16 protein-coding genes and 1 pseudogene are annotated in these 16,650 nt (G+C 67.6%); 10 read left to right on the plus strand and 7 right to left on the minus strand.

Translation table 11 applies throughout. The features are described 5' to 3' along the window. Nucleotides 1-105 precede the first annotated feature (105 nt). Nucleotides 106-477, plus strand: coding sequence for a DUF6188 family protein (locus H1D24_RS24980; RefSeq protein ID WP_181659915.1), 372 nt, complete (start codon nucleotides 106-108; stop codon nucleotides 475-477). Between the two features lie 174 nt (nucleotides 478-651). Here H1D24_RS24980 and H1D24_RS24985 read toward each other — a convergent pair. Next, nucleotides 652-1,239, minus strand: a pseudogene (locus H1D24_RS24985) (site-specific integrase); the annotation flags it as partial. A 19-nt stretch (nucleotides 1,240-1,258) separates the two neighbouring features. After that, nucleotides 1,259-2,596: a tetratricopeptide repeat protein gene (locus tag H1D24_RS24990; RefSeq protein ID WP_220137198.1), complete on the minus strand. Its 1,338-nt coding sequence runs from the start codon at nucleotides 2,594-2,596 to the stop codon at nucleotides 1,259-1,261. An 853-nt stretch (nucleotides 2,597-3,449) separates the two neighbouring features. Between H1D24_RS24990 and H1D24_RS24995 the strand changes: the two genes are divergently transcribed. Both H1D24_RS24995 and H1D24_RS25000 read left to right on the plus strand, forming a co-directional pair. Continuing rightward, nucleotides 3,450-4,922, plus strand: a complete 1,473-nt coding sequence (locus H1D24_RS24995; RefSeq protein ID WP_181659916.1) for an asparagine synthase-related protein — start codon at nucleotides 3,450-3,452, stop codon at nucleotides 4,920-4,922. A gap of 26 nt (nucleotides 4,923-4,948) precedes the next feature. Further along, a complete protein-coding gene (locus tag H1D24_RS25000; protein WP_309484435.1) occupies nucleotides 4,949-5,665 on the plus strand; it encodes a class I SAM-dependent methyltransferase in 717 nt (238 codons plus the stop codon). 230 nt (nucleotides 5,666-5,895) lie between these two features. Here H1D24_RS25000 and H1D24_RS25005 read toward each other — a convergent pair whose 3' ends face one another. Then, on the minus strand, nucleotides 5,896-7,086 hold the full coding sequence (locus tag H1D24_RS25005) for an ISAs1 family transposase (RefSeq protein ID WP_181659918.1): 1,191 nt from the start codon (nucleotides 7,084-7,086) through the stop codon (nucleotides 5,896-5,898). Nucleotides 7,087-7,207: 121 nt separating this feature from the next. Then, nucleotides 7,208-8,044, minus strand: coding sequence for an alpha/beta fold hydrolase (locus H1D24_RS25010; protein WP_181659919.1), 837 nt, complete (start codon nucleotides 8,042-8,044; stop codon nucleotides 7,208-7,210). Between the two features lie 71 nt (nucleotides 8,045-8,115). Here H1D24_RS25010 and H1D24_RS25015 point away from each other — a divergent pair, with 71 nt between their 5' ends. The 3 genes from H1D24_RS25015 to H1D24_RS25025 all read left to right on the plus strand — a co-directional run bounded on the left by H1D24_RS25015 (nucleotide 8,116) and on the right by H1D24_RS25025 (nucleotide 10,453). Next, nucleotides 8,116-9,081, plus strand: a complete 966-nt coding sequence (locus H1D24_RS25015) for an ArsR/SmtB family transcription factor (protein ID WP_181659920.1) — start codon at nucleotides 8,116-8,118, stop codon at nucleotides 9,079-9,081. Nucleotides 9,082-9,490: 409 nt separating this feature from the next. Then, nucleotides 9,491-10,000 carry a hypothetical protein gene (locus tag H1D24_RS25020; RefSeq protein ID WP_181659921.1) on the plus strand — a complete coding sequence of 170 codons (510 nt, stop codon included), beginning with the start codon at nucleotides 9,491-9,493 and terminating at the stop codon, nucleotides 9,998-10,000. After that, the gene (locus H1D24_RS25025; RefSeq protein WP_181659922.1) at nucleotides 10,001-10,453 is read left to right on the plus strand and encodes a hypothetical protein; all 453 of its coding nucleotides are present in this window, start codon (nucleotides 10,001-10,003) and stop codon (nucleotides 10,451-10,453) included. 448 nt (nucleotides 10,454-10,901) lie between these two features. On the opposite strand, the gene H1D24_RS25030 is transcribed toward H1D24_RS25025, so the two are convergent. From H1D24_RS25030 to H1D24_RS25040, 3 genes are read right to left on the minus strand one after another with little or no spacing between them, the layout of a single operon-like run. Further along, complete coding sequence (locus tag H1D24_RS25030; protein WP_181659923.1) at nucleotides 10,902-11,135, minus strand: DUF397 domain-containing protein; 234 nt, start codon at nucleotides 11,133-11,135, stop codon at nucleotides 10,902-10,904. A 55-nt stretch (nucleotides 11,136-11,190) separates the two neighbouring features. Continuing rightward, nucleotides 11,191-11,376, minus strand: coding sequence for a DUF397 domain-containing protein (locus H1D24_RS25035; protein WP_181659924.1), 186 nt, complete (start codon nucleotides 11,374-11,376; stop codon nucleotides 11,191-11,193). A 13-nt stretch (nucleotides 11,377-11,389) separates the two neighbouring features. After that, nucleotides 11,390-12,244 carry a helix-turn-helix domain-containing protein gene (locus H1D24_RS25040; RefSeq protein WP_181659925.1) on the minus strand — a complete coding sequence of 285 codons (855 nt, stop codon included), beginning with the start codon at nucleotides 12,242-12,244 and terminating at the stop codon, nucleotides 11,390-11,392. Between the two features lie 253 nt (nucleotides 12,245-12,497). Here H1D24_RS25040 and H1D24_RS25045 point away from each other — a divergent pair, with 253 nt between their 5' ends. The 4 genes from H1D24_RS25045 (at nucleotide 12,498) to H1D24_RS25060 (ending at nucleotide 16,428) form a co-directional block, all read left to right on the plus strand. Then, nucleotides 12,498-13,016 carry an ATP-binding protein gene (locus H1D24_RS25045; RefSeq protein WP_181659926.1) on the plus strand — a complete coding sequence of 173 codons (519 nt, stop codon included), beginning with the start codon at nucleotides 12,498-12,500 and terminating at the stop codon, nucleotides 13,014-13,016. Nucleotides 13,017-13,021: 5 nt separating this feature from the next. Next, nucleotides 13,022-13,651, plus strand: coding sequence for a Uma2 family endonuclease (locus tag H1D24_RS25050; RefSeq protein ID WP_181660049.1), 630 nt, complete (start codon nucleotides 13,022-13,024; stop codon nucleotides 13,649-13,651). Nucleotides 13,652-13,808: 157 nt separating this feature from the next. Further along, entirely contained in the window at nucleotides 13,809-15,062 is a 1,254-nt protein-coding gene (locus tag H1D24_RS25055) for an amidohydrolase (protein ID WP_181659927.1), read from the plus strand. 319 nt (nucleotides 15,063-15,381) lie between these two features. Continuing rightward, nucleotides 15,382-16,428, plus strand: a complete 1,047-nt coding sequence (locus H1D24_RS25060; RefSeq protein ID WP_181659928.1) for a BMP family lipoprotein — start codon at nucleotides 15,382-15,384, stop codon at nucleotides 16,426-16,428. The last annotated feature ends 222 nt before the right edge of the window (nucleotides 16,429-16,650 follow it).

Consider the following 16,650-nt stretch of genomic DNA (forward strand, 5'->3'; position numbering starts at 1 on the left):
GCACGGTCAGCCGATCGGGCTCGACGGGAAACCCGGATCAAAAGCGGCTACGCATATCCCGATGAATCCTGATGGCACTTATCCGCTTCCGGTGGGGTGGTAGGCATGAACCTGAACCTTCAGGGTCAAGCAGTTACCCGTGTCTGCTTCGATTCGGCTCTCACGGTCCTGACCAGCGGGGATTACGAGCTGCGCGTCGAGACCGAGGCGGTTCTTCAGGTCTCGTCCGGGGATCATGTGTCTTTCGATCCAGAATCCCCGGATGTTGTGGCCCCCTATCTCGTTCGGCTGGCCCGTGACGTGATTACTGGGGCCGAGGTGGGAAGGGTCGGGGATCTCGTGATCGAATTTGAAAGCGGCACGAATCTGATCGTCCGGCCGGATGATGATTATGAGGCTTGGGGGCTTGTCGGGCCGAAGGGGCGGCGCGTGACCTGCATGCCAGGGGGGGAGATTGCAGTGTGGAGTGGGGAGTGATATTCGGCCGTAGTCGGAAATCCTAACCTCCGCATCGCATCTCTTGGTGCGGGCAAGAGCAAATTTGTGGCCCCGCCGGGAAGCTCTCGGCGGGGCCACAGAGATGTCTGACGGCAGTAGTTGACGGCAACGTCAGTGGACCGTGGCTCCGCACAGGGCTGGGTCGTCGCCGTCGTCGGTCGATCTTCCCTGCGGAGTGGTGAACACGTACCCGCCGTGCTGCCACGGCTGTGTCACCGTCGCGCTGCTGTTCTTCGTGGTGATGCTTCAGCGAGGGGAGGCAGCGGGCGGGGAGGGCGATGCGGCGCTCGGAGGCCAGCGTCTTGGTGGGCAACGTGTGTCGAGGTCTTCCCAGCGCAGGCCGAGGAGTTCGCCCTTGCGGAGTCCGGTGTGGAGAGCGAGTTCGAACAGGGCGTGCAGGCGGTGCTCCTGGGCGGCGGTGAGGAACTGGCGGGCTTCGTCGGCGGTGAGGGGTTCGAAGCGGCCGGGCCTTGGGGTGCCGGTGCGGACGTTGCGGGCGACGTTGCGCGGGATCTCTTCTTCGCGTACGGCGTGCTCCAGCGCGGACTTGAGCACGGAGTGGATGTAGGTCAGCGTCAGCAGGGAGAGCAGCTTGCGGCAGCACTGGCCGACGGCGCAGCAGCGGGGCTGGTCGCGTGGTGCGTCGAGGCCGCGCGCGCAGCACTGGCAGGTGGTGCGGAGCTGGTTGAGCCAGGTGCGGACGTCCTTGGCGGTGAGCTTGGTGAGCTCCTTCTTGCCGAGGCTTGAAGGCGTGACGGGGTCAGGTAACCAGCGACGGTGGCGCGATCGTCCGTGCTCGGTCGTAAAGGTCGCGGGCGGGCGCGTTCTTCAGATGAGGGCGCAAGAGACCGAACATCGCCTTCACGCGGTCGTCGGCGCGGCCGGACTGCACCTTGGGGTAGTCGTCGAGGGCCTGGTGCCAGGTGGCGCAGGCCGCTTCCAGGTGGCCCAGTTCCAGCTGCCGCTCGGCCAACAGGCCACGACGGTGTACTCGTGTGCGCTGGTACACGCTGGGGCGGAGCCGGTCCGCTTGTTGCATGGCTTCGACGGCTCCGGCCTTGTCACCGAGTTCGTAACGGACCTGACTGACATGGTAGTTGAGCGAAGAGGGGTCGTACGAGCCGAACGCCTTTCCGCGTGACTCGGCGCGATCCATGGCTGCCTCGGCCTCGCGGATGTAGCGGAGCGCGCCAGTACGGTCGCCGGTCTGCGCGGCGGCATGCGCCTGTTGGCCGGCGAGGAAGGCCCGCATCCGGGGCCCGGCCTGTGGGGAGGCGGCGGAAGCGGCATCGGCCAGTTCCATGGCCTTCGCTCCGTGGCGGAGGTCGACGGCCTGGACGCTCATTCCTCGCAAGGTGGTGCAGTACGTAAGGTGGTCCTCTGCCGCGCCCGCCAGTTCCAGGGCCTTGACGTAGTAGCGCTGCGCGAGACCGTGCAGCCCTTCGTCCACGGCCATGTAGCCAGTCAGGTAGAGAAGGTCCGAGGCGGCGGACAGCATCGCCTTGCGTACGTCCTCGGGTGCGTCGGCGCGCAGGTAGGAGGCCACGGTGTTGACCATGAAAGAGGCCGCCATGGGGCGTGCGTGACGGCCGCCGAACTCGTCGTCCAGCTCCGAGACACGCTCGGTCATGGCGATGACCATGTCCACTTCGGTCATGCCGATGCGCGTCGTGCGGTCGGACTGGACGGCCTCGGCACGCCCGACCACATCAGGCCAGCCGGGAATGGTGACGGCCACGGAGAACAGGCCGACACCCAGGACACTGCGGCGGGACGGGTCCATATCCAGCCTCCCCAGGTCGATCACCCCTTCCACGGTATCCGCAGCCGAGGAGCGATCGCGGGGAACGGGCAGCCCGGCCTCGGCATGGGTGACGGGGCGGCCAAGGCGGCGCGAGAGGGCTTCGAGGATGCACGCGCGCACCGCACCGCGAGGGACGGTGCCGCCGAGCCAGTGGCTCACCGCCGAGTCGTCATAACGCAGGGGAGTTCCGGTCTCGGTGCCGATGCGGTTCACCGCCCGCGCGAACTGGCGGTGAGTCCAACGGCTCTCGGCGAGCAGGCGCCCGAGCGCCACGTTCGGTTCACGCTTGGCCATGCCCTCAACTCCCCGTGCTTTCAGGAACTTTCAAGGCTTTCAAGTCCTGGCGCTGCGGCAACGGTACCGCTGAGCGTGGTCGTGCGGTTGCGTAGAGACAACAGGGAACGGCGAGACCTCGCCGCGCAGCCGTCGTCTGAGGGACTCAAGGGATGAGAAGCGAAGCTCGGGCCCGACTGGCCCGGATGACCGAGAAGCGGGGCACGGACGGGATGTTGAGGATCGACACCTACGAGGACGCGGGCCTGCCACCGGGTTTGAATAGGTTCTCGCCGTGTCGCTGCCCGCAGCACCGCCCAACGTCGTCGGAGGACGGGGCAGCGAAGCTGAGCGCCGCAGTACGCGAGGTCAACGAGCGCAGTCGCGGAGAGCGACTGTGAGGCGGTTAGGCGCTGTCGTCGGCTGCTACGCCGGACGTCTCCTGATCACCACCATCTCTGGATCGGTCGGCTTCGTCCTCGGCGTGGCCGCCGCATCCACACCCACCTGACTCCTCCCCGTCACACATCCAGGCTCCCCACCCGTGACGAGGGAGGGCCCGCCGCCGGAAACGGCGGGCACCCCGCCCGGCTGCCTTCTTCGCAAGGGTCCGGAAGCCGGACGGGTCCAACTCCGCAGCACCAGCCGCGGAGTCCACTGAAAACCGTAAGGGAGAAAGCAATGAACGTGGACGAGCTGTTCACCGGCGACCTGATCACCGGCGTCCCGGCCGTCGAGGCCGCGCTGCTCGACAAGATGCCGGGCGGCGGCGACAACAACGGCGACCACTGCAGCAAGTGATCCAGGGCTGACGCCAGGCGGGGCGGGGCCGTACGCGGCCCCGCCCCGCCGCACGACATCGGAAAGGGACGACATGCTGTCGATGCGTCTGCGCTTGGACGATCTCCATGTGCCCAAGTGGAGGCCGGAAGGAGGCCGTTGGATCAACGGCGAGAGCTGGATCGAGCCCGCGAACGTGTCCACGTTGGTCATGGAGGTCAACGGCGACCAGGCGCCGCGCGTACGGGTCCGCGTGAAGGAGTGCAAGCGGGACGAGGCCGACTTCGTCGAACTCACCATGGAGCCCGAACAAGCCCGCCTGGCAGCAGGCGCTTTCGGCACAGCCCCGCTCTACCTGGCAGAAAGGGCCGGCGAGCTGCACGCCTCATGGGACCTGACACTGCTGCGGCCGCATCTGCGGGCTGACCGCCTCGTGCCGCGCGTCGTCGCCCGAACGCTGACGAGGCAGCACCGCTACACCTCCGAGACGCTGTTCGAAGGCGTCTACCGCCTCACCGAACGGGCGTCGGCCACGTTCACCACCTCGGGGCTCAGCATCCACTACCCGGAGTCGGCCCAACACGTACTTGAGCCCCGCACGCTGCGGCCCGGCGTGGACCCACTCGCCGCTCTGGACGAGTTGCTCACCGATGTGATCCGCCAGGCGTCGACGGCAACCGGGTGCGTGGGCGTCGAGCTGTCCGGGGGCGCGGACTCCGGGAACGTCGCCCTGGCCGTGCAGGCCGCTCGCTTCCCCGAGATGCACAGCTTTGGCCTGCTGGTGGGAGGAAGCACCGGCAGGCAACAGAGCGAGCGGCGCCGGGCACTTGTGGAGCACTGCGGCTTCCGGGACACGGCCACCCCCGCCATGCAGCACCCACCCTTCTGCCCGGGAGGCGTACGCGCTCTGCGCAAGCCGCACGATCCGGCGGGAGCCTTCTACCAGGAGGCATTCGATGTCGTGCGAGAGCAGGCAGCCGCCCGCCGGTGCGAGATCATGTTCACGGGCAGCGGCGGCGACGAAATCAACGCCCACCACTCCAGGACGCACGCCGAACTGCCGACGCCCGACCCCGTACCGTGGCTCGGCGGCAAGGCAGTCCGAGCGCTCGCCGAAGTCAACGAGCACCTCGCGCCCATCCCGGTACTGCCCGTACCGACCCTGATGGCGTTCGGGATGCACAACCCCGGATTCCTCCGGGCCGGGATCTGGCCGGTGAGCCCGCTCGCGCACCCGCGGATCGTGCGGTTCATGGAGCAGCTACCGCACGAACACAAGCGCGGCAAGGCGCTGTTCCGCGAACGGATCAGGGGGGCTGGGCTGCCCGAGTGGGTGGCCGCGCCGGCCGAACCGGAGAACTTCCTGGCCGTCCTGGAAAAGGGCCTGCGGTCCTATGGCCTGCCTGTCCTGGACAGCATGCTGAAGGAGTCCATCCTGGTGGACCTCGGATACGTTGACGGGAAGGCGCTTGCCGAGGCGCGGAGGAACGCCGACGCTGCCCCGGTCGTTCCCGATCTGCTGTGCGATGTGCTCGCCCTGGAGATCGGACTGCGAAGCCTCATGTGACCAGCCCCGACACGGAAGCCGAGCACGTGGAAGCTACCAACCTCCTGTACCGCGATCCGGCACTTTACGACGTGATCCAGTCCGACAGCACGGGCGCCGGAATGTGCCAGACCCTGATCGAGCTGCACCGGCCGGACGCCCGGACACTGGCCGACTTCGGATGCGGTACCGGCAGGGACCTGGAGATCCTGGCCAAGCGCTTCGAGTGCATCGGCGTGGACCTCCAGTTCGGCATGGTCGACCACGCCCACCAGGCCCGGCCGTGGCTGGACATCCGCACCGGGGACATGCGCACCGTACGACTCGGCAAGCGCATGGACGTAGTGACCTGCATGGGTAACAGCCTCGCCTACGTGCACGACAACAACGAGATCGGCCAGGTCTTCGCCACCTTCGCGGCCCACGCCCGGCCGGACGCGCTGCTCGTCCTGTGCTCACCCGTCGCCCCGATCACCCGGACCGAGCCGACCACCGCCACGGTGGACACCCCGAGGGGATCCGCGACCGTCACCATCCGCCATGAGTGGGACCTGCGGACCCAGATCAACACCATGCACCGGCACTGGGTGCTCCCCTGGGGCGACGAGGCGCGAGACGAGATCCGCAGGCGTGTGTTGTTCCCCCGCGAGCTGGAGCGCTACGCGGAGGGCGCTGGCTTCGAGGTCCTGGACATGCTCGACGGCACAGGGACAGGGCTCACTGGTCCAACCGCGTACACGGTGGCCCGATACAGATGGCGGTGACCGGCGGAACGGAAAACGGCGCCAGCGTCAACGGGCCAACCCCTGACGGCAGTAGCAACGGCAACACCCACGGATTTCCCCGCACACCACGGACGCCGGCGGGCCTAAAGAGGGCGCTGACCAGCGAAAAAGCAGGTAGAAGGGGTACCGCGTAGCACACGTACTATGTGCTGGCGGGCGAGACGCCGGTTCCAGGGCTTCGGCGTAGTCGCGTGACGTCCGGATTGCGATCATCCGAGGCCGAGGAGTGCAAGGGGGCGACGGGGGTCGCGGGCGTTGCGGCGGAGGCCGGCGGCGAAGTTCTTCACTCCTGCTGTCCGGAGGGCTCCTATGGCGAGGTTGCGCCAGGTGGCCATGGCGCGAGGCGCGTTGCCGGTCCGCAGTTGGGACGCGTCCTCGGCGAAGGTGGTATCGCGGACGTGGTGCAGGGCCTCGATTTTCCAGTGGTCGCGAACGAGTCTGGCGAGCTGGGTCGGGGTGGCCTGTTCCGCGGTCAGGCTGGTGACGGCGTAGATGGTCTTGACGGTGGTCTTGCCAGTCTTGCGGTCGGTGCGCCGACGCTTGACCTGGACGGCCTGGCGCGCTCCGGGGAAGAGGAGGTTGTTCACGGTGGCGACCTTGATCCGGCGGATCTCCGAGCGGCCGTGGCCAGCGTTCTTGGTGCGGCCCTGGAGAGGGATGTCGTTCCAGGGCAGGGACTTGAGCTGCTTGCGGAGCTTCTTCTGGTTGCCCTTGACGATCACGATGTAGTGGGCCTTGCGGGCGAGGAGGTAGTCGGCGTGCTCGCGCTGGATGTGCATCGCGTCGCTGGTGACCACGATGTCGGCGAGGTCGGTGACGGCGTCCAGCAGTGGCTGGAAGCAGGTGATCTCGTTGGTTTTCTCGCCGACGTCCAGCTGGGCAAGGACCAGGCCGCTGGCGTGGTCGAGGGCGGCGAGCAGGTGGATCTTCCGGCCCTTGGCCTTGGCCGCGCCGCGCAGGCTCTTGCCGTCCACGGCCAGGCCGCGCAGCCCAGGTGTCCCGGTCGCCTTCGGTCGGCGATCTGCGAGCCAGTGTCCGACGGCTCGGTCCAGCGCATCGGGATCGATGCGGGCCAGCAGCCGGCGGACCGTCGTCTCGGCGGGCAGAGTACGCCTGGGAATCAGCGGGTCGGGGCGGCCGCCGAGCTGCTGGAGCACGTGTGCCGGAGGATCAGCGATCCACTCTCCGACCGCCAGCAGCGAGGTTGCTCCGGACAACACGGCACACGCGGTGAGGGTGAGCACGACGGCCAGGGCATGGCGGACCCCACGAGGATCACGCGGGTCCGGCACCTCGGCCAGCCGCTCCAGCAAGCTCGGGACCTCCGGGGATACGACCTCGGGCTGCTCACGGAGCTGGTCAAGGGCAGGCGGGATCAGCGATGAAGCGTCGGCAGGCACGGTCTTCCAGTCGGATCACGGGGGGAGAGAGAACTCCATGATCTTGGAAGCCCGTGCCTGTCACACTTCCAGGCCCCCGCCACAGTTCTTCAACGGCTGAGGTAACAGCGGGGGCTGTCACCTATCCAAGGAACGCCGCGGTGGTGGCCACGAACCGGTCCGCGTCGTCGAGCCAAGGGAAGTGCCCGGTTCCGGGCTGGACAATGAGCCGGGCGTTAGGGAACAGCCCGGCGAGCTCGGCCATGGTGCGCGGCGGGGCACCGAGGTCGACCTCACCGGCCAGCACGAGCACCGGCGGTGCGAACCGGGCGAGAGAGGCACGAGTCGCGTCCGGATCGAAAGCGCCTTCGGCGCCGTAGGCCGCCATGACCTCCAGATTCTGCTGCTCCTGGTCAGCCGCCTGATGTGCCTGTGCCGCCGCGTCCCAGCGGCCGTAGGAGAACGGCGCGATCGCCTGCCAACTCTCGGCGGTGGCCTGGCCCGCTACGATCGCCTCCAGGGCCGCGAACGCCGCCGGAAACCACGGCTCGTCCCGGCGCAGCTGCGCGGTCTCGCGCCGGAGCTCGCCCGGGATCGCGATACCGACGGCCCGGACGCTCGCCGTGATCAGCGAAAGCTTGCTGACGTGCTCCGCATGGCGGGCCGCATACAGCGCGGCCAGATTCGCGCCGGCGCAGTGCGCGAGCAGATCCATCCGCTCCAGGCCCAGGTGCGCACGCAGGGCCTCCACGTCATCGACCAGGCGATCGCAGCGGTAGCTGGCGGCGTCCTCCGGCACCGCGGACTGACCGGTGCCGCGCAGATCCAGCATGATCAACTGCTGGTGCGCGGACAACCCACCGAGGTCGCCGAGGTAGGCAGAGGCCGTCGGCCCCCCTGGCAGACAGACCACAGGCGGGCCGTCGCCGAATACGTGGTAGGCGAGCTTGGTGCCGTCGTACGCGGTGAAGAAGTCCATGCCCGGCAGCCTGGGCGAGGCGGTGAGCGTTGGCTATCGTTTAGTCACAGCTACACGATGGGGGCGCCCGGATGGCGGTCGAGATCAGGTTCACCGCGGCGTCGGTCGCCAAGGTGCGGTTCGCCATCTCACCGCTGGGCGAGACGGTGCTGGCACTGCGGATCCTGATGGGCACGGGCGGGCATGCGGTCCACCAGCCGTGGGTGCGCCAGGCGCGGTCGCTGCTGGCGGTCGAACGGGAGCTGCCGCTGCTGCGTGCACTGATCGCGGGACCGTTGCCGTCGTTCCTCTTCCCGGTACCGGGAGAGCGGCTGCCATCGATGGCGACGGAGTTGGACCTGCTGCGGGCCACGGAGGAGGCATTCTTCCGGCGCGAGTACGGCGCGGCCCTGCGCGTACCAGCCGAGGAGGCCCCTGAGCCCGCGGCGGCGCTGCCGCGACTGGCGAAGGCGCTCCTCCGCTGCTACGAGCTGATGATCGCTCCGCACTGGGGCCGGATGCGCGCGGTGCTGGAGGCCGACATCGGCAGACGGGCGCTGACCCTGGTGGACGGCGGGGTGCAGGCACTGTTCGGCACGTTGCACCGGGATATCGCATGGGACGGCGGCCAGTTGGTGGTGCACGGCCGGCGGACCCCGCACTCCGTCTACACGGTGGACACCGGCGGACATGGCCTGGTCGTGCTGCCCAGCGTCTTCAACTGGCCGAACGTGGGTGTCGATAAGTCCCCGGTCACCGCCGCGTCGATCCGCTATCCGGCGATGGGCGTCGGCCTGCTCTGGGAGTCGTCCCCGCCCACACTGGCGGGCCTGGCCCCAGTGCTGGGCCACACGAGGACGGCGCTGCTGGCCGCCTTGGCCGAACCCTTGACGACCGCGGTCCTGGCCACACGATTGGGCGTCACCCCCAGCGCGGTCTCACAACACCTGGGCGCGCTACGAGGGGCAGGCCTGGTAGCGACACAACGCAACGGCCGCACCGCGCTCCACCTGCGCACGGAACGAGCCACCCATCTGTTGGGCACCACCACTCCGTAGAGCCGCTGGCAGAGTGCCCAAGCCTCAGTCATCCGATAACCCCCGGAATTGAGGATCTCTAGACGACAGATCGCTATAAACCGGACGTCCCTCGACTACGCCGAAGCCCTGACGCCGGTTCTCGTGCACAATGCGGGCGGGAGCGAGGATCCTGGCTCCTTCTCGGGAACGGTCTTCCGGGATGGAAAGTACCGGTTCCAGATCTACTCCAACGATCACGGCCCCGCACACGGGCACCTGATCGGTCCAGGGACCAAGGGAGACGGTATACAGATTGGGCAGAACGGTAAGCCGCTCGATCCCAAAATTCAGCTCAACAAGGATCAGCAGCGGGTAATCGACAGCAACCTGGGGGACATTCGCAAGGCCATCAGGAAGAGTATGGCCGCATATAGATTGGCTGGCGGCAATGGGTGCTCGTTTCTCGGACCTGGGGTCCGTCGTCCTGGAAGTTGCCCGTCGCACCGGCAGCGAGACCGTGGACCTGTCCAGTGGGCACGCACGTTGGGAGGTCTACCGGCGGGCCATGGAAGCACCGGCCGAATGGGGCCCGTTGCTGGAGATCGTCGGGCTGGAACCTGACCCGTCGATCGCCATGTCCGTAGTCTTGCAGATGCTGGAACGGGTTCCCGAGGCCGAGAGGATTTCGTGGGCCGAGCGGATCTCGATGGAAGACAAGCGTTCGCTGGCCGTCCTGCGTGTGCGCGAACTGCGGATTCTGGACGTCCTGAGCGGCAACGTGGGAGCGGAATATGATCCAGCATCCGACGAGATTTCTGAATGGTCCGATTGGCTGCAACGTCGCGCTTCGGAAGAATCGACCTCGTCGAGGGTTCTTGAGCAGCTGAGTCAATTGGGGCGAACGAGGCGGGTCAGGCATCTCTCTGCAGAGCGGCTGCGCGCGCTGCGGCAGTGCTGAATGAAGTTCATCAAGGCTGAGTGGAATCCGGAATGGCGAGGGTACTGGACTGACCCCAGCGGTTACGTCGCAAAGCTGCCGAAGCTTGCCGACGACCTGCCGAAAGGGGCCCGCGCGTTCGCTTTGGATTCCGATCACTATGACTTCGGCAGCCCCAGGTGTATTAAGGATCTCAAGCTGATCGGCGCATCTTTGGCTGCAGGTGGCGGCGCGGACTTTGAGATCCGCTTCGGCCCCAACAAGTGGAAACATGAGTGCGGGCTCGTGATTAAGTATGCTCAAGTGTCGGAGCTTTATCTCGCTGTTAACGGATCCGGGTCAAGCGTCGATGATTTGGGATCCGTTCTTCTCGACGAGATCCTCCCGGCGAGGCGCGGGTGTAGTCAGGAGATTGTGTTTACAGGCGGTGTAATCTCGATTTCCTGTGCTGATCTTAATGCTGGCTGGGAGTAGGATGAAGCGCCTGGAGAATGTAGCGATTATTCGCTGAGTGCGCGAGGTATCCAGATGCCCAGAACCTCTGACTGGGCGCCCACGGATGGGGCTGCTTATCGCCCTTGACGGCAACGTCTGCTGCGATCTGTTGGGTTGGTATCAGTGGTGGTGAGAGTCGGTGGTGATTGGTCCCAGGGGGGCGGAAACGACTGCGGCGCCTGGACCCGCGGGATGCAGGCCGGTGAAGTAGCTGGTGTAGGCGCCGCGGTCATCGCCTCCAAGTCCGACAAGGACGTGCGGTTCTACCAGCGCCGGGTGAAGGACGGACGGGAGAGAGATGTGGCGCTTGCCCTCCTGGTCCGCCCCACCCGATCCCTACTCCGACCGCCCCCACCCGCCCATCCTGCTCGTGTTCACCAGACCGGGCCGCGTCCGGCCCGCAACACCATGCGGCAGATCGCCGCGCTCACTCAGCACTTCTGGGCAGGGCGACGGGCCTGACGCGCGCCGCACAGGGCTGTCTGGCGCCTGTCTTCACGGCCGCTATGAGCGCGGCCATCGCGTCGCGGCTCGTCCGCAGGACGACGTCTGGCTCGTCGCTCTCGCGCAGGCGGAGGGTGGTGTCGGGGGCGGTGGCGAGGTAGACGCAGGAGGAGGCCTCCGAGCTGAAAGAGGACTTCTGCCACTTCAGGTTGGTCACGCTTCCCCCTTGGTGCCCTGCGCCGCGTTGTCTTCTCCGGGCAATTCCTGCGCTGTCATCGTGTCGTGCCGGACTTGACGGCTGCTATAAGGGCGCCGAGTTGGGCACGGTCGGCCACCAGGATGACATCCGGTTCGTCGCTTTCACGCAGGCGGATCAGTCCGTCGACGGCGGCGGCAATGTAGACGCAGGAGGAGGCCTCCTGGCTGTAGGACGACTTCTGCCAGTGGAATTCGGACATGAGGTGGGCTCCTCTAGACGTTCTGGATCAGCTGGGCGATGAAGTCTCGGGACTTCGGCGGAGCGAGGGCGGCGGCTGACATGCGGTCCAGGACCAGGCGGTAACGCTCCAACTGGGCGGGCGAGTCGATGAGTTCCCCACCGTGGTCGGTGTCGATCTGGACGGTGTCGAGCTGGCGTACGGGGCTGTGGAAGTAGTCGATGCCCTGGCCAGAGGTGTGGAAGGGGCCGCTGTCGAAGGGCACCACCAAGACCGTGACGTGGTCGAGCTCGCTCATCTCGATGAGGTGGGCCAGCTGGGCGCGCGTCGTGGCCCGGTCGCCGAAGCGCATGCGCAGGGCGGCCTCGTGGAGGATCGCGGTGTACGGCGGCGGCTGCTCACGGTGGAGCACTGCCTGGCGCTTCACTCGGTGAGAGACCCGGTGTTCGATCTCGTGGGGCTTGAGGGCAGGGACCGTCTGCGCGAACAGCGCTCGCGCGTGCTCAGAGGTCTGCAGCAGCCCAGGGATGTTGATGACCTGGGCGACGCGCAGCGCCGTGGCGTGGTGCTCCAGCTCCGTGAGGTCCAGCATCGTGGGCGAAAGGATGTCGCGGTACTCCTCCCACCAGCCGCGTCGGCGTTCTCCCGTCATCGCGGCCAAGGCGTCGACCAGCTCCCCGTCCGTGCATGCGTAGTGACGGGCCAGGGTGCGTACGCGGTCGGCGCTCACCCCGTACCGGCCTGCCTCGATGTTGCTGATACGCGACTGTGTGGCACCCACGAGCACGGCGGCCTCCGTCGCGCTCAGGTCCGCACGCTCGCGCAGCCTGCGGAGCTCGGTACCGAGGCGACGTCGGCGCGCGGTCGGCAGAGGGCTCGGCTGGGGCATCGGCTGCTTCTCCTCGTTCGTACGCGCGATGCAGGCGTAACCCACACGCGCGAAACAGGGGCTGCATTCCCTGCATTGCATGGAATGCAGCCCACGTTACGTCCTACGGTGTGACTCATCCCGCTCAACCACCCAGCTCCGTAAGCCGGAAGCGCACCGCGCGTCAGCGCAGTGGAAGCTGAGACGCCGCGGCATGCCACCGTCGGATCGGAGTGGTCGAGCACATCAAGAGCCTTGCTCGCAGGAGGCGTTCATGGTCACCGTATCCCCAACACCCGCCCAAGCCTGGTCCTACGCCCTGCACCTGCCCCACGACCCCCGTGCCCCCCGCATCGCCCGCATGACCTTGCGGGCTGTCCTCCCGGCATACGGGATGGTGGAACTGCTCGACACCGCCGAACTGTTGACGTCCGAGATGGTCACCAATGCCTACCGGCACACGGACGGCCCGGCTGCCCTGCGGCTTCGCGCCACATCCGCGCGAGGCGTCCGAGTGAGCGTGTGGGACACCAGCCCGCACATCCCCGCTCCCTTCGACCGCCCGCCCGGGCGCCCGGGCGCGCCGTCCCCGGTCCCGCCGGAAGCGGACGGAGGTCGGGGCTTGGGCTTCGTACGGCAGTGGGCCGACGACTGGGGTGGCTTCCCACTTGGGGACGACCCGTACGGGCAGCGAGGAAAACTGCTGTGGTTCGAGCTCACCCAGCCGTGTACCGCTCCCGACGCTACCGTGGCGGCAGCGACATGCCCCGTAGTCAGTGGAGGACCGCGGTGACCGCCATGATCGAGCGGCCTGAATTCACAGCGGGTCCGGTGTCCGGAGACTTCGAGGAATTGCTCCGGATCGTCGAGGAACTGGAAACGCCTGACGGTCACAAGGCGGAGGTCGTCCGGGGAAAGATCGTCGTGTCGCCGTGGTGGGAGCCGCGCCATCTGCGTGCCATGCGAGCGCTGCGCCGCCAGCTGGAGCCCCACGCCCCGGAGGGGCACGACGTCGACGTCGCACCCGTCCTCTTCGCCTTCCCCGAGTCCGGGCGCGCCTTCGGCCCCGATCTGCACGTCGCAGACGAGACCGCCTTCGAAGCCAAAGGACGTCATGCCGACGGCACCGCGCTCTCCCTGGTGGCCGAGCTGACCTCCGAGTCGAGCAAGGACGTCGACTGGCTGGACAAGCTGGACACGTACGGGCGAGTCGTGCCCGTGTATCTCGTGCTCGACATGCAGGCCCAGGAGATCAGCGCGTTCTGGGATCCGTCGCCGAAGGGGTACCGGTCGCGGACTAATGTGCCCTTCGGGCGGCCGCTCCACGTGCCGGCGCCGTTCGACTTCGAGCTGGACACCTCAGGGTTCGTCACGCCGCCCGAGGCCGAGACCGAGGCCGAGAATGGGGAGGCAGGCGTGGACCAGTGAGGCCCGCAGGGCGCCACACCGGCCCGGCGGAAACCTGACTTTTTACCCAGCCGCGGCGGCGCGCATGCACATCCCGGCCGGATTTCTTACCTCAATCGGGCTGAAGTTTTGTTGATCGGAGTTCGGTCCGACCCCGATTCGCCCTACCCTTCAAAGGGTGAAGCAACTGACGTCCCGCGAGTCCGACGCCTCCGGAGCCGAGCCCGCGGCGGATGCCCTGGCAGGTGCGCTGCCCGACGAACTGCGCACCGAGCTGATCGCCTTCCGTCGTGACCTGCACATGCATCCCGAGCTCGGCAACCAGGAGTTCCGTACCACCGCGGCGATCAAGGCCCGCCTCGAGCAGGCGGGGCTGCGGCCGCGCGTCCTCGACACGGGGACGGGCCTCGTATGCGACGTCGGCGGCGGCAACCTCCCGGAACGGGACACCGTGCGCCCCATGCTCGCGCTGCGCGCCGACATCGACGCGCTGCCCATCCCGGACACCAAGAGCAGCTGCGCCTACCGCTCCACCGTTCCCGACCGGGCCCACGCCTGCGGCCACGACGTGCACACCACCGTGGTGCTGGGGGCGGGCCTCGTCCTCGCCGAGCTGGACCGCCAGGGCCGGCTTCCGCATCCGGTACGGCTGATCTTCCAGCCCGCCGAGGAGGTACTGCCCGGCGGCGCTGCCGACGCGATCGAGTCGGGCGTCCTGGACGGCGTCGGAAAGATCATCGCCGTGCACTGCGACCCGAAGGTGGACGCGGGACGCATCGGACTGCGGCACGGCCCGATCACCTCCGCCTGCGACCGGCTGGAGATCTCCCTCGACGGACCGGGCGGCCACACGGCCCGCCCGCACCTGACGACCGACCTCGTCACCGCGACCGCCAAGGTTGTCACCGAGGTGCCCGGGCTGATCGCCCGCCGGGTCGACGCGCGCTCGGGTCTCGCCGTGACCTGGGGCCGCATCGAATCCGGCCACACGTGCAACGTCATCCCGCAGCACGCCGAGCTGTCCGGCACCGTGCGGTGCCTCGACCTGGACGCCTGGCGACAGGCGCCCGACCTGGTGCACGCCGCGATCGACGAGATCGCCGGACTCCACCGGGCCAAGTCGGTGATCAACTACATCCGCGGAGTGCCCCCCGTAGTCAACGACCCCGAGGTGACCGAGCTCCTGCGGGACGCCATGAGCGCGCGCCGCGGGGTGTCCTCGATCGAGGACACCGAGCAGAGCCTCGGCGGCGAGGACTTCTCCTGGTACCTGGAGAAGGTGCCGGGCGCCATGGCCCGGCTCGGCGTGCGTACGCCGGGTGAGCGCGGCATCCGCGATCTGCACCAGGGCGACTTCGACGCCGACGAGTCGGCGATCACCGTCGGCGTCGAACTCTTCACGGCGGCCGCGCTGCTGGATGCCGGGATGTGATCCGCGGCGGTTCGGGATCCGCGGCGGTTCGGGACCGTCCGGAACCGTTCGGGCGGGCTCCACACGCCGCGTTCCGGCCCGCTCCACACGCCGCCGTACGCCCCTGCCTGACCCTCACGCAAACGCATGCATCCGTATGCGCAGCGTGAGGGTCGTGTCCTAAGCGCACCTTTCGATCCCATGGTTCACAGGGGCGTAACCGGTCATCGGCACGAATGGATAACGGCCTCGAGGAACCCCATTCCCTGGAGGGTCTACGCGCGTTAATGTGCGCCGAACTGAGCACCCACGCGGGGCTTTGGAGAATGGGGAACTTCAGATGCGGATATCCAAACTGACCCGGGCCGCGGTGGGGATCGCGTCGCTCGCACTCGCCGCCACCGCCTGTGGCAGCACCAGCGACCAGGCGGACACGAACGCGAGCAAGAGCAGCAACAAGGGCCTCGCCATCGCCTACGACATCGGCGGCAAGGGCGACCAGTCGTTCAACGACGCCGCCTACGCGGGCCTGGAGAAGGCGAAGAGCGAGTTCGGCTACGAGACCGCCGACATGGAGCCCACCGAGGGCGAGACCGACGCCGACAAGGAGCAGCGCCTGGCGTCGCTGGCCAAGCAGGGCTACAACCCGGTCATCGGTGTCGGCTATGCCTACGGCACCGCGATGCAGAAGGTCGCCAAGAAGTACCCGGACACCAGCTTCGGCATCGTCGACTCGGTCGTCGAGGGCGACAACGTGGCCTCTCTGGTCTTCGCCGAGAACGAGGCCTCGTACCTCGCCGGTGTCACCGCCGCGAAGGCGACCAAGACGAACACCGTCGGCTTCGTGGGCGGTGTGGACATCCCGCTCATCCACAAGTTCGAGGCGGGCTTCAAGCAGGGCGTCGAGGACACCAACTCCAAGGTCAAGGTGCTGTCGCAGTACCTGACGCAGACCGCCGAGGAGGGTGGCTTCTCCAGCCCCGACAAGGGCAAGGCCGCCGCCGAGGGTCAGATCGAGAAGAAGGCGGACGTCGTCTACCAGGCGGCCGGCCTGTCCGGCCAGGGCGTGATCGAGGCCGCTGCCGCCGCCAAGGTGTGGGCGATCGGCGTCGACTCCGACCAGTACAACCAGGAAGCCCTCGCCAAGTACAAGGACTACATCCTGACCTCCGCACTCAAGGACGTCGGCGGCGCCGTGTACGCGCTCGCGGAGTCCGTCGAGGCCGGCCAGGCGCTGACCGGGGTGCAGACCTTCGACCTGAAGGTGGACGGCGTCGGCCTCGCCGAGAGCAACCCGAAGTTCAAGGAGATCGACGGTCTCGCCGACGCCGTGGCCAAGGCCAAGGCGGGCATCATCGACGGCTCGATCAAGGTCAAGACCGAGTGACCTGACCACCTGTCGTGGCGGAAGTCACATGCGGCGGGCGGGCGTCCTCGACGCCCGCCCGCCCTTGTCTTCGCACGGCTTGGGCAGGGCCGCACACCTTCATCCGCCCGGCTTGGGCACGGGCGCATAACAAGGTGGACAGAAGGGGTTTTCTCGTAGGTCTACGCGCGTTACTCTGCGGCGGAGTTAGCGCCACAGCTGTACCGCCAGGCGCTTGTACGA

It is taken from the genome of Streptomyces himalayensis subsp. himalayensis, assembly GCF_013778455.1.
Lineage (GTDB): Bacteria > Actinomycetota > Actinomycetes > Streptomycetales > Streptomycetaceae > Streptomyces > Streptomyces himalayensis.

Coding starts and splice junctions, on each gene's coding strand:
- H1D24_RS25035 (WP_181659924.1), bottom strand. CDS start 11,376: ATGTCCGAATTCCACTGGCAGAAGTCGTCCTACAGCCAGGAGGCCTCC.
- H1D24_RS24995 (WP_181659916.1), top strand. CDS start 3,450: ATGCTGTCGATGCGTCTGCGCTTGGACGATCTCCATGTGCCCAAGTGG.
- H1D24_RS25060 (WP_181659928.1), top strand. CDS start 15,382: ATGCGGATATCCAAACTGACCCGGGCCGCGGTGGGGATCGCGTCGCTC.
- H1D24_RS25015 (WP_181659920.1), top strand. CDS start 8,116: ATGGCGGTCGAGATCAGGTTCACCGCGGCGTCGGTCGCCAAGGTGCGG.
- H1D24_RS25050 (WP_181660049.1), top strand. CDS start 13,022: ATGATCGAGCGGCCTGAATTCACAGCGGGTCCGGTGTCCGGAGACTTC.
- H1D24_RS25020 (WP_181659921.1), top strand. CDS start 9,491: ATGGGTGCTCGTTTCTCGGACCTGGGGTCCGTCGTCCTGGAAGTTGCC.
- H1D24_RS25045 (WP_181659926.1), top strand. CDS start 12,498: ATGGTCACCGTATCCCCAACACCCGCCCAAGCCTGGTCCTACGCCCTG.
- H1D24_RS25010 (WP_181659919.1), bottom strand. CDS start 8,044: ATGGACTTCTTCACCGCGTACGACGGCACCAAGCTCGCCTACCACGTA.
- H1D24_RS24980 (WP_181659915.1), top strand. CDS start 106: ATGAACCTGAACCTTCAGGGTCAAGCAGTTACCCGTGTCTGCTTCGAT.
- H1D24_RS25040 (WP_181659925.1), bottom strand. CDS start 12,244: ATGCCCCAGCCGAGCCCTCTGCCGACCGCGCGCCGACGTCGCCTCGGT.
- H1D24_RS24990 (WP_220137198.1), bottom strand. CDS start 2,596: ATGGCCAAGCGTGAACCGAACGTGGCGCTCGGGCGCCTGCTCGCCGAG.
- H1D24_RS25025 (WP_181659922.1), top strand. CDS start 10,001: ATGAAGTTCATCAAGGCTGAGTGGAATCCGGAATGGCGAGGGTACTGG.